Here is a 15,335-nt window from a genome sequence, read left to right on the forward strand (position 1 = left end):
AATTAGAATCTAATATTTGTACCAACCAACATCGTTCTTGGGCGTGGGTAATACCCCAGGTCAATACCTCCGGCAAACCCGTTGCTATAGCCAATTTCCGGATCCATTCCTTCATATTTAGTGAAGGTGAAGAGATTTTGAACAGAGGCGTACACTCTCACCTGGCGCAGGTAGCTTTTGTTGATCAGCTTACCAAAGTCATAACCAAGGGTAATGTTGCTGAGGCGCAAGAAATCACCGTTATGGATGTACAGGTCAGAGAATTGCGTCCAGTTTCTGTTGTCTGAAGTAACACGAGGCATTGTATTGGATGACCCCGGTCCGTGCCAACGATCAAAAATGGCGGTAGTGAAGTTGGAGTATTGGTTTGCCTGGTTGCGGTAAGACTGAACCAATTGGTTTCCGGCTACGCCCGATGCTAACAACGAGAAATCAAAGCCTTTGTAATTAGCCGAAAGGGTGATCCCGAAGGTATAATCTGGGTTTGGATCACCAATCTGGGTTCTGTCATCGTTGTTGATTTGGCCATCACCGTTCAGGTCCACGTAACGTACATCTCCTGGTTGCGCACCCGGCTGGATAAGACCACCCTCAGCACTTCTGTAAGCCGCTACCTCCTGTTCTGTCTGGAAGATTCCGTTTGTTTTCAAACCCCAGAAGTACCCGATCGGGAACCCGTTCTGAGCTCTGTAGAATTCCAACGAGTTATCAAACAACACGTTTGGATCACCATGGATGATTTGGTCATTGGTAGGAATTGCACGTACGCGGTTTTTATTATAAGCACCGTTTACGCCAATGTTGTACTTGAAATCACCAATAGTATTGTTGTAAGCAAGGGCTAACTCAACCCCAGAGTTTCTCACGTCACCACCGTTGATGAAAGGAGCATCTGCCCCGGCAGTTGCCAGGATTGGGGCTCTGATCAACCAGTCTTTGGTGATTTTGTCATACCAGTCAAAGTTGACGCTAAGTTTGCCCGCCAGTAAATTGGCATCAAAGCCAATGTTGGTTTGCTCAGACGTTTCCCACTTCACATCATCGTTCCCTAATCTGCTGATATAGGCACCTGGGGTAAGAACTCCTTCCTTATCTCCGAAAATGTAGTTGGTGTTGGCAAACGTTACCAATGACACGAACTGATAAGGGTCAATGTTCTGGCTACCTACCTGACCCCAGCTGGCACGAAGTTTAAAGTACTCCAGCCAATCTCCGGCACCGTCTGCAAACGATTCGTTTGTCACAACCCAGCCGGCAGAAATGGATGGGAAGTACCCCCAACGTCTGTTTCTACCAAATCTAGCCGAGCCATCGGCCCGGAAAGTAGCATTAATCAGGTACGTTTCTTTGAAGTTATAATTTAGTCTACCGAAGTACGACATTCTTCTGTCCTGGGCCCAAGGCTCGCCGGTCAGGTCAATGGTAGTACCGTCGGTATTGGAGGCGTTGGTCAGATAGGCGTGCTCCAGGTCACTGAGGACAAGGTTGATGTTGCTTCCAGAAAGTTGGGCGCCATCGCTTCTGAAGGCAGAAGTACCCGCCATCACTTCAAAGTTGTGTTCTGTATTGAGGTTGAAGTTATAGCTTAGGAGGTTATCCCAGATGAGCGACTGCCCTTTGCCCTGAAATTGGTTTACCCGTGAATTGTTATTGAAAGCATAAACAGACAGTTTGTAAACCGGTGTAAAGGAGCGGCTTTCGCTGGCACTGTAATCCACCCCGAAACTGGTTCTGAATCTCAGGTTTTTGATGGGCTCTACCACTAAGTACACATCACCTAACAGCCGCTGGTTGTTTCTGCGGTTCTGGTTGTCATATACCATCTGCGCGTACGGGTTGGCTTCCCCGTTAAACCAGGTAGAGTTGCTGTTGTCAAAGAAATTCCCTTCGGCATCATACACCGGTACAAAGGGACTGGTATTGAAGGCCGACCGCAAAGAGTTGTTGTACTGGTTACCCACCCTGATCCCGTTTCTATTGATATAGGAGAAGGTTAAATGCTCCCCGAATTTGATGATATCATTGTAGAAACTGTGCTCAGAGTTAAAGCGGAAGTTGTAGCGCTCATAGTTGGAAAGATCCTTGCCGCCTACAATCCCTTCTTGCCCAGTGTAAGAAAGCGCCGTTGAAAAGGTAGACATATCTGTGCCGCCTGTTGCGCCTAAGGAATAGTTCTGCGTTACGGCATCATTCACAAAAATCTGGTCCATCCAGTCAGTACCTTCTCCCATACCCGCAATTTGCTCATTGGTGAAGGCAGGCATTCTGCCGGAGTTCACGTAGGCCTCGTTCATGATGGCAGCATACTCCCGTGAATTAAGCATGTTGATTTTTCTACCCAGGTTCTGCACTCCGGTGAAACTGTCAAACGTGATTTGGGCAGGCTGGCCTTTTTTACCAGTTCTGGTGGTGATTAACACTACCCCGTTTGCCGCCTGTGAACCATAGATAGCCGCCGAGGCCGCATCTTTCAAGACGTCAATGGATTGGATATCAGCGGGGTTCAGATACGAGATATCACCGGTCAGTACACCATCCACTACATACAGGGGGCTGGCATTGCCAATGGTCCCTACCCCACGTATTACCACGCGCATGCTTTCTCCGGGTTGCCCGGAGGTATTGGAGATCTGAACGCCAGCGGCTTGGCCTTGCAAAGCCTGCAATGGATCGGTGGTGCTTTGACGTTGCAGGTCTTCGCCTTTCACCTGTACCGTGGCACCGGTTACCAGCTTTTTCTGCTGTACGCCATACCCTACTACCACTACCTCTTCCAAGGCTTTGGCGTCGGTCTGTAAAACAATGTTTATCTGGGGTCTGCCATTCACGGCTACCTCTTGGGTGACAAAACCAATATAGGTGATCACCAGGGTTTCATTGCCGGTGGGCAGGTTCAGTTGAAAGTTCCCCTCCACGTCTGTACCGGTAGCCAGGGTAGCATTTCCTTTCACACTAACGGTAGCCCCAATAATGGCGTCCCCACCTTCCTGGGAGGTGACTCTCCCCCTCACGGTTTGTTGGGCAAAGGCTACCCCGCATAAACAGAGCAGCCATGTAAGCAGTAGGTATTTTCTCATAGGTAAAAGAATGACGTGAATAGTTTAAGTATAGGATCAGGTAAGGATTATTTCAGTTTCACTGAAGTGGCATTGCCCGAATAAGCAATGGTGGCATCAGGCTTGGCATCGAATTGGAGGGCTTTGGCTTTGCCGGGTTGTACCAACACCACGTTAAAAGTGCGTTTCTGTAACATGCCGTTGAACTCTCCCTGGCGTTTTCCCACGGTCAGGGTTTTAGAGGCTTCGTTATAGGTGATTGGAATGGTAGCGAACCTGCCTTTCTCGTAGTTGTAGTTCGTGTTTTCGTCTTCGTACAGGTCAAAAGAGGCATCTTTCCCGGCATACACATACAGCGTGATGGTCTCGGCTGGTTTTTGGGTTGTGAATTGTAGCTCTGGCCCGAACGGTAGAATAGAACCTTCTTTTACAAACAGCGGCATGCGCTCATAAGGAGCGGCGGCAGTGATCTGTTGACCACCTTTCTGGTAAGATCCGTCATAGAGGCTGTACCAACCGGAATTGGCGGGCAGGTACAGCTTCCGGCTTGTGGCTTTGGCTTCATGCACCGGATTCACCAACAGACTAGGTCCGAACATGAACTGGTCACTGATATTTTGTACGTTTTTATCCGTCCCAAAGTCCATCACCAGCGGGCGCATGATGGTAGAATTCTTATGATATACATCTCCGGTGAGCGAGTAAATGTAAGGCATCAGGCGGTACCGCAGCTTGTTATAGTACACCATTGACTGATAAGCCTTGTGGTTCTCAGGCGCGATGTTATATACCTCCCGGAAGGGGTATTGCCCGTGTGAGCGGAAAAGTGGGGTAAACGCACCGTACTGGTACCAGCGGGTTTGCAGCTCGCGCCACTCTTCCTGTGCCTCTGGGGTCATAGGTCCGCGGTCATATTTGTTCTCCACGAAGAATCCACCAATGTCTGTGGTCCAGTAAGGCAAACCAGAAAGGGAAAAATTAAGACCAGCCGGAATCTGGCGGCCCATTTCTTCAAATGTAGCGGCAATGTCTCCGCTCCAGGTGGCAGCTCCGTAGCGCTGCAAACCTCCAAAAGCCGAACGGGTCAAGATGAAAACCCGGTCATTGGGGTTAACGCCGCGCTGTCCTTCGTAGATTCCTTTGTTGTGCTGCAGCACGTACGCGTTGAAATACTTATCAGCGGGACCTAAATAGGTAGGGTTCATCAAAGCCTTGCGGTGCTCAATAGAGGAGTTGGAAAGGATGTCTGGCTCAGAGGCATCTTGCCACCAAGCATCAACGCCCATTTTGTAGAGCTTTTCGTTAATCAAGTCCCAAAACATCCGGCGGCCTTCGGGGTTGAACGCGTCATAGAACGTAGAAACGTAGCCTTTGCCAATCCAGTCCTTGATTTGCTCGTTGATGCTGGTTTTGTAAAGCAGCCCTTTCTGGTCGAACTTCTTATAAGCTTCAATGCCTTCGTAGAACTTAGGCCAGGTAGAGATCATTAGGCGTGCGTTGTTGGCGTGCACCTCGTTGATCATGCCCTGCGGATTAGGGAAACGGGTCTCGTCAAACTCCTGGCTTCCCCATTGGTCTTCTTTCCAGTAAGACCAATCCTGCACGATGTTATCCAGCGGAATCTGGCGCTTGCGGAATTCTTTTACCACATCCAGTAACTCCTGCTGCGTTTTGTAGCGTTCACGGCTCTGCCAGAAACCCATAGCCCATTTAGGCATCACCTGCGCTTTGCCCGTCAACTCACGGTACCCACTTATTACTTCGTCCATGTTCTTGCCGTGCACGAAGTAGTAGTCCATTTTGTCACCGGCCTCTGAGGAAAAAGCGATTTTGTTCAGGTCTTGGGCGGATTGCGGCGTTAAGTACCGAAGCGCCAAATAAGACACGCCCCCGTCTGGATTCCACTCTATCTTAAAGGAGTGTTTTTTGCCTTTCTGAAGCGGTGCCTTGAACACCGACATGCCCGGGTTCCAGGCTTCGCGCCAGCGGTCTAACAGCAGTTTGTTGTCAATCCAGACCTTCACGTAGCCCGAGGAAGGCATCTCGAAGCGGTGATCGCCGGTGGCGTCGCTTTCAATAAAACCTTCCCAGGTCATCAGGCCGCCTTCCAGCGAATAACCCGCCGGAAACTGCTTCTGGTTTTCCAGAAATTCGTAGTTAATCTCAGATTCCTGACGAACGATGGGCGCTTTCCCGGCCTTTTTATCAAAAGCATAGGTAGCCGTAAGTCCGCCCGCTTTCTGGTCTTTGCCGTAGAGTTTCAGCTTAGAAAGTGGCTGGTACGGGCGCACATCCCCGAATTTGGTGATGGAGTTGTTGTCCCACAAAATGCCATAGTTTTTGCTGGATACCAGAAAAGGAACCACCGCCACAGAGTTGTACTGCGTCAGGTCAATTTGCCAGCCCCTGTAGTTCATAAGGCCGGTTTGGTGTTGACCTAGCCCATAAAATGCCTCGTCTTTATCGGCTGTAAACGCTTTCTGCAAACGATAACTCTGGGTATTCCCCAACTTCACCGGCGCAAAGGCTTGCTGGCCCTGGTTGTTTTCCTGCAGCAGCACTTTGCCGTTTTTATCAAAGAAGGAAACGGCACCGTTGTCAGCCCCTACTTCCACCCGAAGGTCTTTGGTATTCAACACCAGGGTCTTTCCTTTTTCCTGAAGTTGCCAATCGGTTTTCCTGGTTTTATCTTCCAGTACCATAAGGCTGGCTTCCTCCGAGAATTTCTCCACCGGCGTGGCCGATACCTGGATGATGTTGTCTGCCACTACCCGTACTTTCACAAACTGGGGATCGTTGGCTCCTCTCTGCTCCAATTTCACAAGGACTCCATCTGCCAGTTTCTGGTAGGTTTTCACCGCAGGCTCCTTAAAGGAAAAGAGCGTTCCGACGAGTGCTAAACAAAGCGTGTTTCTAATTTTCATTAGATGATTGGTAAGGTGAGTTTTTTGTTTGTTCCCCTTGAAAAGTCGAGCCTTTGCAACTGTACTTTTTTAGGGAAAAATAATAGCTTGAAGGTAAGGAAGCCTTCAGGAGGGCATATGTATCAAATGTTTCCTAAGTATGTTCCATCCGTTAACAAATGAAAAAACCTCATTTTTAAGCGATAAAAGCAGGTTTTATTTTGCAAAATGTTAACAAACCTCATCCCTTTCAGACACTCGCCCATTTTGGGCCAGTTTTCAGAAAAGAAGCGGTGAAAGGAGAAGCGTTGGTCTGATAGAAGGGATTGATTGAAGATGTAGAACTGGTTTGGACCTGTTTTCCAGATTACAGCTCTAAAATGGCAACAGCTAACCACGGTTCTCGGCACAGACGCTCGCAGGTCCTCTGGATGCTATCAGGTCTTTGGAGAAAGCTGTATAGCGGTAGCAAACAAAAACACCCCTCCTAGTTTAGGAGGGGTGCTCGGAGGGCGGGGTGGTGCAAATGCAGTTGAATGAGCGTAGACATGAATGACCAGCCATGCGCCTGTCGCAGCGAGGAAAGTCAGAGACTATCCAATCATGAGAGGCATGAGTTGCAAATTCGCGCCAGCTTTAAAAAAGGGAATTGATGTTGATGCGTTTAAGAGCTGCTTTCCAAAAACAATGCCTTAAATGACCACCAGCCCTTCCTCTTCCGCCAGCTTGCTGCCTCACAAAATCTACGCAGTGGGCTGCGACTGCTTGCTTTCAGCGTAGACCGATGGCAGCATGTGGTAGGCTTCTTTGAAATACTTAGAGAAGTAGCGCGGGTTGTTGAACCCTACGGCATAAGCGACCTCGGCCACCGTGAGTTGACTTTTCTCCAGGAGTTGCGCCGCCCGCTCCAGCCTGATCTTCCGGATGAACTCTACCGGCGATTGCCCCGTGAGCGCCACGATTTTCTTGTACAGGTACACCCGGCTGATACCCAGTTCGCGGCTCATCAGCTCCACCGAGAACTCCGGCGAATCTATGTTTTCTTCTACCACCTTGATGGCTCTCTGGATGAGTTTATCGTCCAGGGAGACAATGTCAATGGAACTGGTCTGTACGCTGATTTTCTTTCCGTAGGCTTTCTGTAGCAACTGGCACTGCGAGATGAGGTTAGACATGCGGGAAAGCAGCAGCTCAAAGTTGAATGGCTTGGTGATATAGTCATTGGCCCCAATGCCCAAGCCTTTCAGTTTCTGCTCCTCGGCGGTTTGGGCGGTTAGCAAGATGAACGGAATATGCGAGGTTCGGGCATCAGACTTGATCTTCTTGCAGAATTCAATCCCGTTTAGTTCGGGCATCATGAGATCGCTTACAATGAGGTCAGGCAACGCCGAAAGGGCCTTTTGCCAGCCCTCTTTCCCGTTTTTAGCTTCCAACACCGTAAAATGGGCGCTCAGGTTATCTTTGAGATAAGTCCTGAAATCTTCGCTGTCTTCTACCAGCAGCACAACCAACTCGGGCTCCAGGGTTTCTCCGGAAAGGCGCTTCACTGGTTCTGGTTCCTTTTCTGCCAAGGCAACCTCGGAAGTGGTTTCGGGCTCAGGTTCTGAAAGCACAGCCCCGGTTACCTGGATGGGCAAGGTAACGGTAAAACAACTGCCCTGCCCCGGTTCGCTCTGCAGGTTGATCATGCCCCCATGGATTTTCACGAACTCACGGGTAATAGCCAACCCGATGCCGCTGCCTTGGTTCACCAGGTTATCGGGCACGTCTTCCCTGAAGAAGCGGTCAAAAACCTTCTCCTGGTTCTCTTTGGAGATGCCAATACCCGTATCAGATACCTTTATCTCCAGCAGGTGCAGACCAGGGGAATCGGAGTCATTCTCGTGGCAATTCACTTCTACTTTGATGTCTCCGTTCTCGGGTGTGAACTTAAAGGCATTGGAAAGCAGGTTGTACAGGATCTTGCCCAGTTTGTCCATGTCAAAAGAGGCATGCAGCTCGCGCACGGTGCTCTCAAAGGACAGGTTCACGTGGTTTTTCTCAGATAGATCCGAAAAAGAGTACACCGATTCCTTGATGAACTTGATGATGTTTCCGTGCGAAGGCGCGAACGCCACTTCCTCCACTTCCAGTTTCCGAAAATCCAGGAGCTGATTCACCAGCAACAGCAGACGTTTGGCGTTCCGGTTGATCATCTGAAACTGCTTTGACTGCTCCGTATCTTGCGTGGTAGCCAACAGCCTTTCAAGGGGTGCTAAAATCAAAGTGAGCGGAGTCCTGAACTCATGGCTGATATTGGTGAAGAACTTGATTTTCATGAGGTGCAGTTCGCGCATGTGTTTCACCTCACGGCGCTCCCGCTCCAGCTCGAATTTCTCGTTCGCTTTCTGCTTCTCTACCCGGCGCACGACCACCAGCGTCAGAAAAGCCAGCAGGAAGTAAGAGACATAGGCCACATCGGAACGCCAGAACGGCACCTGTACCTCAATATCCAGACTGACACCTTTCCTGTTCCAGACACCGTCATTGTTTGAAGCCTTGACGATCAACTGATAGTTACCTGGATCTAAGTTGGTGTAGGTGATGCGGCGGTTTGCCCCGTCTGCGGTGTGCCATTCCTTGTCAAAGCCCTCCAGTTTGTAGAGGTACTTGTTTTTTTCTGAATGAAAGAAGTTAAGCGCCGCAAATTCCACAGTGAACATGTTCTGGTCATGCTGCAGCGTGATTTGGTCCAGATCTGCCAGGACTTTGGGCAAAATAACCTTACCGCCTACCTCCTCGCCCACCTTCAGGCTCTTGCTGAACAACTGGAAATCGGTGAAGACAATGGTCGGTACCACCTTGTTGGAAGTCAGGTCGCTGGGCTGGAAGAGGTTGAATCCGTTGGGACCGCCAAACACCACCTCGCCTTTCCTGGTAAGGTAGGCGGCGTTTTCATTGAAGACCTTGCCCTGCAGTCCGTCAGATTCATCGTAATTGCGGGTCACAAAGGAAATCTCCCGCGCCAGGCGGCCTTTTATCTCCAGTTTTGAGATTCCGTTGGGCGTACTGATCCAGAGGTCATGGCGGCGATCTTCCAGGATGTTAAGGATGATGTTATCAGCTAAGCCATTCTCCTTGGTGAAAAGCCGGAAGGAATTAGTTTCAGGGTCAAAGAGGTTGAGGCCTTCGTTGGTTCCTACCCACATCTGTTGGCGGCTGTCCCGGAAAATGCTTAAAACCGAGTTACTGCTCAGGCTTTGTGGGTTTTGAGGGTCGTTTCTGAAATGGGTCAGTTTTCCGGAGGCCAGGTTCAGGACTTCTACCCCAATGTCACCGCCCGTCCAGAGGTTGCCTTTTGCGTCTTCGGCAATGGCCGCTACGTACAACGCGGTGATCCCCGGCTTACCGGCCGCAAGCCGGTAAGGAATGAAGGTGCCGGTGGCAGGGTCTAGCCGCTGTAATCCTCCGCGCAGGGTACCCACCCAAATCTGGTTTTGGCTGTCTTGGAACAGCTCCCACACGTTGTCGTTGCTCAGGCTCAACGGGTTTCCTTCCTGGTGGCGGTACCGGATGAATTTCTGCCCGTCAAACTTGCTGAGGCCTCCTAGATAGGTACCCACCCAAAGGTTTTGCTCTTTGTCCAGCAGCAGACTTACAATCACGTTGCTACCCAGGCTATTTGGATCTTTGGGGTTATGCTGATACCGGGTATACTGCCCGGTGCTTCGGTTCCAGTAAAGCAGACCGCCGCCGTTTGTTCCTATCCAAAAGTTACCTTTGGCATCTTCTACAAACCGGTTGATGTCATCGTAGGGCAAGCTTCCTTTCACCAACAATTGGTGCTGGTGGTGCTGAAACCGCAGTAAGTTCTTGTGGTAGTAGTTGACGCCTTTTTTGTAGGTCCCCAGCCAGATGATTCCGTCTCGGTCTTTGTAAAGAGAGATAAGGCTGTTGTGTGACAGGCTGTTTTTTATTTCGGGCCCGTTTTGGACAAACTGCACCGAAAGCGTCTTTTTATCCACGATGTTGATGCCGCCATGGTCAGTGGCCAGCCAGATCTTTCCGTCCTCGTTTTCCACGATGCCCCGCACCAGGTTGGAGTTCAGCCGAAGGGTGGGCGCGTTCTCATGCAACTGCCTGAATGTTTTGGTGGAGGGAGTATACAGAAAAGCCCCCAGGCTCTCGGATAAAAAATAGAACCACAAGTCGCCGTCCCGATCGGTGGTCATGGCGTAGGTCATGGACTGCCCGTTGAACCGCTCCTGCAATCCCTTTTCCTGCGCCTCAACTTTCAAGGTTTTCGGGTTGAGTTTCTGCAGCAGTCCGTCGGTGTGGAGCACCCAGAAATCGCCTTTATTGGTGAAAGACAGGGCATGAATTCTGGCATTTCCCTTGGACCCCGGCAGCAGAACGGGGGTAGAAACCTTGTTTTTGGGGTTGTACCTGGTAATCCCCACACCGGTTTGCAGAAACCAGTAGTTGCCTTCGCGGTCCCGCACAATGTCTTCTATCGGGGCCTGTGGAAGACCGTATTTTTTCAGGAAGGGTGCATAGTTCCGCTCAAACCGATCGGTGCCCGGATCATAGATGGTCAACCCTTTGAGGGAGGTGATCCAGAGGTTGCCGTCCGGGTCTTCAAACAATTTGCTGATGCTGTTGTCTCTAAGCGAAGCGGTAGTGCGGGAGTTATGCCGAAAAACTTTGATACTGTAACCATCAAACCGGTTGAGGCCCGAGGAAGTACCAATCCAAAGATAACCTTGGCGGTCTTTCAGGAAACAGTTGACCTGGTTATGCGATAAACCATTGTTAACGTCAAGATGCAGGAACCGGTGTTGTTCAGGCAGGGAGGCAAGCACCGGAAAGGCGGACCCCAGGAGGATAAAAGCAAAGGCAATATGTAAAAGAAAGCGTATTGACATATCTATAACTTCACCTCCAAGAATTTTCCGGGCATCTCCTAAACCGCTCTTCTCTGATTTAACCCAGAAACCAAAGCCTGCTTTAATGCCCAGATGGGCTTCCCTCCTGCGCAGTGCTTTTTACCAGAGGCGTTTAGCTTGCTGATCCTGCGGCCTTTGCTGCGCAGGCGCTTACCTCTACTTTCTAAGCCAATGCAAGATAGGCTTTTTCACAAAAAAATGCCAGATTCTCTTCCAAAGCCTCAATCAATCCAAACATCCTCTGGCTGGCATTGTTAAAAATGCAACACAGGGCAGGAACGGAATCTCGCGCTAGTTTAAGTAAGAGAACCGCCTGTCTTGTGTTTTCGGGCCTTCAGTCTTAAAAGCACTTAATTTCTTAAGGGATGTTTTGGGCATACTTTAAGGAAAATTGGCTTAGAACGGACTACGCCAAAAAGGGGTGGTCGCCAGGAAGCCATTGTTCTACTGTTCAGGAATATATAGGATCCATCATAGAGCAATGCCCGAAGAGGTGTCATCGTTTAAAAATTGTTTCCTTAACTTTGCTCTATGGAATTCACGGTACAACAGATTGCTGATCTGCTCCAGGGCCAGGTGCAGGGAGACGGTAACGCCAAGGTAAACAGACTGGCGAAAATTGAGGAAGGTGCTCCCGGCGCCCTTTCCTTCCTGTCTAACGCCAAGTATGAGCACTATCTTTATACCACCGGTGCCACTGCCGTGATTGTCTCCAAAAACTTGGAAATCAAGCAACTGGTTACCGCTAACCTGATTCTGGTAGAAGACCCGTATTCTTCTTTCTCCACTTTATTGGAAGTGTACCAGCAAGCCGTGGCCGCTTCCCGCCAAGGTGTGGAAGAACCCTGTTTCATCGGGGAGAACTCCACCATCGGGGACCGCCATTATAGGGGTGCTTTCTCCTATATCGGCAAAAACTGCAAAATCGGAGACGGCGTACATATTTATCCGCAAGTATATATCGGGGACAACGTGACCATTGGTGACAATACCGTTCTGTTTGCCGGTGCCAAAATCTATGCCGACTGTGTGATTGGCGCATCCTGCACCATACATGCCGGAGCCGTGATCGGGAGCGATGGGTTCGGGTTTGCCCCGCAGAAAGATGGCACCTACAAAGCCATTCCGCAGACGGGCAATGTGGTGTTGGAAGACCATGTGCGCATTGGCGCTAATACTACAGTTGACTGCGCCACTATGGGCTCTACCATCATCAGAACCGGAACTAAGATCGATAACCTGGTGCAAGTAGCCCATAACGTGGAAATCGGCCGTCATACCGTGGTAGCTGCGCAGACCGCATTTGCAGGTTCTTCCAAGGTGGGCAACTATTGCACTATTGCCGGACAGGTAGGGGTGGTGGGCCACGTGAGCATCGCAGACAGAACCATTGTAGGTGCCAAATCTGGCATCTCCAAAAACATCAAAGAAGAAGGTACTTTTGTGCAGGGAGCCCCTGCATTTGACTATAAACAGAACCTTAGGGCTATGGCCGTTTTCCGGAAACTACCCGAGTTGCAGAAACAGGTAGAGGAACTCAGAGAAAAGCTTTAACTTTAGCCCCTCTTTACCTATTTAGTGCTTCATGAACGATAAACAGCATACCATAAAGGCGCCGGTGACGGTATCTGGGATTGGATTGCATACGGGAGTAGTGTCAAACATGACCTTCATGCCTGCTCCCATCAACCACGGGTATAAATTCCAACGCATTGATTTGCCTGAACAGCCTATAGTTGAGGCCGATGTAGACAACGTGGTGGACCTCTCCCGCGGAACTACCATTGAACAGAACGGCGCCCGGGTGAACACCGTGGAGCACGTATTGGCCGCTTTGGTCGGGTTAGAGATTGACAACGTCCTCATTCAAATTGACGGTCCAGAGCCTCCTATTATGGACGGTTCTTCCATCCTGTTTGTGCGGCCTCTTTTGGAAGTTGGCCTTCAGGAACAAAACGCCCTGCGTAACTTCTTTGAGGTACCCGAGGAAATCATGTTCCGCGACGGCTCCCGCGAGACTGAGATCGCGATTCTTCCGCTGGATGATTACCGCGTGACCGTGATGGTTGATTACCATTCTCCGGTTCTGGGTTCTCAGCATGCTTCCTTGACGGATCTGAACCAGTTCAAAGACGAGATCGCTTCTTGCCGCACCTTCTGCTTCCTGCACGAGATTGAAATGCTCTACAAGCAAAACCTGATCAAAGGCGGCGACTTGAGCAACGCCATTGTGGTGGTTGACCGCGTGGTAGAAGACAATGAACTAGATTATCTGTCTGACCTTCTGAAAAAGCCCAAAGTGGCCGTAAAGAAGGAAGGAATTCTGAATAACGTAGACCTGCGCTACAAAAACGAGCCTGCGCGCCACAAGCTCCTTGACCTGATCGGGGATTTGGCCTTAGTAGGACGTCCGTTGAAAGGACAGATTTTGGCGGCCCGGCCCGGACACGCGTCTAACGTGGCTTTCGCCAAGAAAATCAAGAAATACATCAAGGAGTCCTCGGTAAAAAACGTGCCGGTGTACGATCCCAAGAAGACGCCGGTGATGGACATCAACCGCATCGAGCAGACCCTGCCGCATCGGTATCCGTTCCTGCTGATCGATAAGATCATTCATCTGGATGAAACCACCGTGACTGGCGTGAAGAACGTGACCATGAACGAGTCTTTCTTCCAGGGCCATTTTCCGGGAAACCCTGTGATGCCGGGCGTCATCCTGATTGAGGCCATGGCCCAAACCGGTGGAATTTACGTACTTAGCACCGTTCCGGACCCGGAAAATTACTGGACCTACTTTATGGGCGTGGACAAATGTCGTTTCCGCCGGAAAGTAGTGCCCGGAGATACTATTATTTTTAAATGCGAGCTGCTAGCGCCTATTAAAAGAGGCATTGCCAGAATGCAAGGCCAAGCCTATGTGGCCGGCCAATTGGTAATGGAGGCCGAAATGTTAGCAAGTATCGTAAGAAAAGACGCATGAACCAGCCATTAGCTTACATCCACCCCGAAGCCAAAATCGCCACCAACGTTGTGGTAGAGCCGTTTACTACCATCTCTAAGAACGTGGAGATTGGCGAAGGCACCTGGATTGGCCCCAATGTTACCATCATGGAGGGTGCCCGCATAGGGAAAAACTGCCAGATTTACCCAGGCGCAGTGATTTCAGCACCACCGCAGGATTTAAAATACAAGGGCGAGCCCTCAACGGTTTCCATCGGGGACAACACCATCATCAGGGAGTGTGTGACCTTGAACCGGGGCACGGCGCTGGATAAAAACACCACCGCTATTGGCACCAATTGCCTGATCATGGCCTACGTACACGTGGCCCATGACTGCATTATTGGTAACAACGTGATTGTGGCAAACGGTGTGCAGTTGGCGGGTCATATTGTCGTGCATGACCACGTGTTCATTGGCGGAACGTCGGCGGTGCACCAGTTTGTGAGCATTGGGGCGCATGCCATGGTGTCTGGCGGATCGTTGGTGCGCAAAGACGTGCCTCCGTTCATCAAAGCTGGTCGTGAGCCTTTGTCGTACGCCGGGGTAAACTCCATTGGCCTGCGCCGCAGAGGATTCAGCAACGAGCAAATCACCGATATCCAACAGATCTACCGCATTCTGTTCATGAGCGGCCTGAACACGGCCTCAGCGGTAGAGAAAATAGAGATTGATTTAGCGCCTAGTTCAGAGCGTGACGAGATCCTGAATTTCGTACGTAACTCTGGCCGCGGCATTATCAAAGGCTATCAGCGCGATGCAGATTAAGCTTACCTCTTTAGGCAAGCGTTTCAATTACGAGTGGATTTTCCGGAATCTGTCCTATGAGTTTGTCTCGGGCAAGGCGTATGCCGTGCTGGGGCACAATGGGTCCGGGAAATCCACTTTGCTTTCTATCCTAAGCGGTTTCCAGCTGCCCACCGAAGGCTCCACTGATTATTCCTCCGGCGGAAAAAACATTCCAGTAGAGGATTTGTACCGCTTTTTATCATTGGCGGCTCCATACCAAGATTTGCTGGAGGAATTCACCCTGGAGGAGATGATCCAGTTTCACACCCGCTTCAAACCGTTGCGCGGCATTACCCCACAACAACTTCCCGACTTACTTCAACTTCAAGCTGCCAGACACAAACTGGTACGGGATTTTTCCTCGGGCATGCGCCAGCGCCTGAAATTGGGCCTTGCGCTCTACTCTGATACCCCGCTCCTTTTACTGGATGAACCTACCACCAACCTGGACCAAGCCGGGGTGGCTTGGTACCTGGAACACCTGGAACGCAACCGGCAAGCCCGGCTGGTGATCATCGGCTCCAACGTTCCCCACGAGTACAGCTTCTGCGACGAGCAACTCCCCATCAACGAGTTCCACTACAAAGCCCCGAGAGGATAAGAGTTTAAGTTGCGCTTTCTGCTGGTTTTAAAGAAATCTGCCTTAAAACACATTCAAGAGG

At 50.4% G+C, this 15,335-nt stretch carries 7 protein-coding genes; 4 read left to right on the forward strand and 3 right to left on the reverse strand.

Annotated features, from left to right (window positions below; all coding sequences use genetic code 11):
- Positions 1-2 precede the first annotated feature (2 nt).
- From EFB08_RS01735 to EFB08_RS01745, 3 genes are all read right to left on the reverse strand, one after another.
- On the reverse strand, positions 3-3,077 hold the full coding sequence (locus tag EFB08_RS01735) for a SusC/RagA family TonB-linked outer membrane protein (protein ID WP_123125177.1): 3,075 nt from the start codon (positions 3,075-3,077) through the stop codon (positions 3-5).
- Positions 3,078-3,124: 47 nt separating this feature from the next.
- Entirely contained in the window at positions 3,125-5,980 is a 2,856-nt protein-coding gene (locus tag EFB08_RS01740) for a TIM-barrel domain-containing protein (RefSeq protein ID WP_123125178.1), read from the reverse strand.
- 722 nt (positions 5,981-6,702) lie between these two features.
- Positions 6,703-10,863, reverse strand: a complete 4,161-nt coding sequence (locus EFB08_RS01745; RefSeq protein WP_227006165.1) for a hybrid sensor histidine kinase/response regulator transcription factor — start codon at positions 10,861-10,863, stop codon at positions 6,703-6,705.
- 552 nt (positions 10,864-11,415) lie between these two features.
- Here EFB08_RS01745 and lpxD point away from each other — a divergent pair.
- The 4 genes from lpxD to EFB08_RS01765 are packed head-to-tail and all read left to right on the forward strand — an operon-like array spanning position 11,416 to position 15,274.
- A complete protein-coding gene (gene lpxD, locus EFB08_RS01750; RefSeq protein ID WP_123125179.1) occupies positions 11,416-12,438 on the forward strand; it encodes a UDP-3-O-(3-hydroxymyristoyl)glucosamine N-acyltransferase in 1,023 nt (340 codons plus the stop codon).
- A 31-nt stretch (positions 12,439-12,469) separates the two neighbouring features.
- Positions 12,470-13,864 (forward strand): bifunctional UDP-3-O-[3-hydroxymyristoyl] N-acetylglucosamine deacetylase/3-hydroxyacyl-ACP dehydratase, encoded by a 1,395-nt coding sequence (locus EFB08_RS01755; protein WP_123125180.1) that lies wholly within the window; start codon positions 12,470-12,472, stop codon positions 13,862-13,864.
- Positions 13,861-14,652 (forward strand): acyl-ACP--UDP-N-acetylglucosamine O-acyltransferase, encoded by a 792-nt coding sequence (gene lpxA / locus EFB08_RS01760; protein WP_123125181.1) that lies wholly within the window; start codon positions 13,861-13,863, stop codon positions 14,650-14,652. The genes EFB08_RS01755 and lpxA overlap by 4 nt, the downstream gene beginning before the upstream one ends.
- Entirely contained in the window at positions 14,642-15,274 is a 633-nt protein-coding gene (locus EFB08_RS01765) for an ABC transporter ATP-binding protein (RefSeq protein WP_123125182.1), read from the forward strand. The genes lpxA and EFB08_RS01765 overlap by 11 nt, the downstream gene beginning before the upstream one ends.
- Positions 15,275-15,335 lie beyond the last annotated feature (61 nt).

Origin of the sequence: Rufibacter latericius (assembly GCF_003721515.1) — a bacterium.
Taxonomy (GTDB): Bacteria; Bacteroidota; Bacteroidia; order Cytophagales; family Hymenobacteraceae; genus Nibribacter; species Nibribacter latericius.

Excerpts from the sequence above, each read along its gene's own strand:
- EFB08_RS01745 (WP_227006165.1), bottom strand. The coding sequence starts at position 10,863 with ATGTCAATACGCTTTCTTTTACATATTGCCTTTGCTTTTATCCTCCTG.
- EFB08_RS01740 (WP_123125178.1), bottom strand. The coding sequence starts at position 5,980 with ATGAAAATTAGAAACACGCTTTGTTTAGCACTCGTCGGAACGCTCTTT.
- lpxD (WP_123125179.1), top strand. The coding sequence starts at position 11,416 with ATGGAATTCACGGTACAACAGATTGCTGATCTGCTCCAGGGCCAGGTG.
- EFB08_RS01755 (WP_123125180.1), top strand. The coding sequence starts at position 12,470 with ATGAACGATAAACAGCATACCATAAAGGCGCCGGTGACGGTATCTGGG.
- EFB08_RS01735 (WP_123125177.1), bottom strand. The coding sequence starts at position 3,077 with ATGAGAAAATACCTACTGCTTACATGGCTGCTCTGTTTATGCGGGGTA.
- lpxA (WP_123125181.1), top strand. The coding sequence starts at position 13,861 with ATGAACCAGCCATTAGCTTACATCCACCCCGAAGCCAAAATCGCCACC.
- EFB08_RS01765 (WP_123125182.1), top strand. The coding sequence starts at position 14,642 with ATGCAGATTAAGCTTACCTCTTTAGGCAAGCGTTTCAATTACGAGTGG.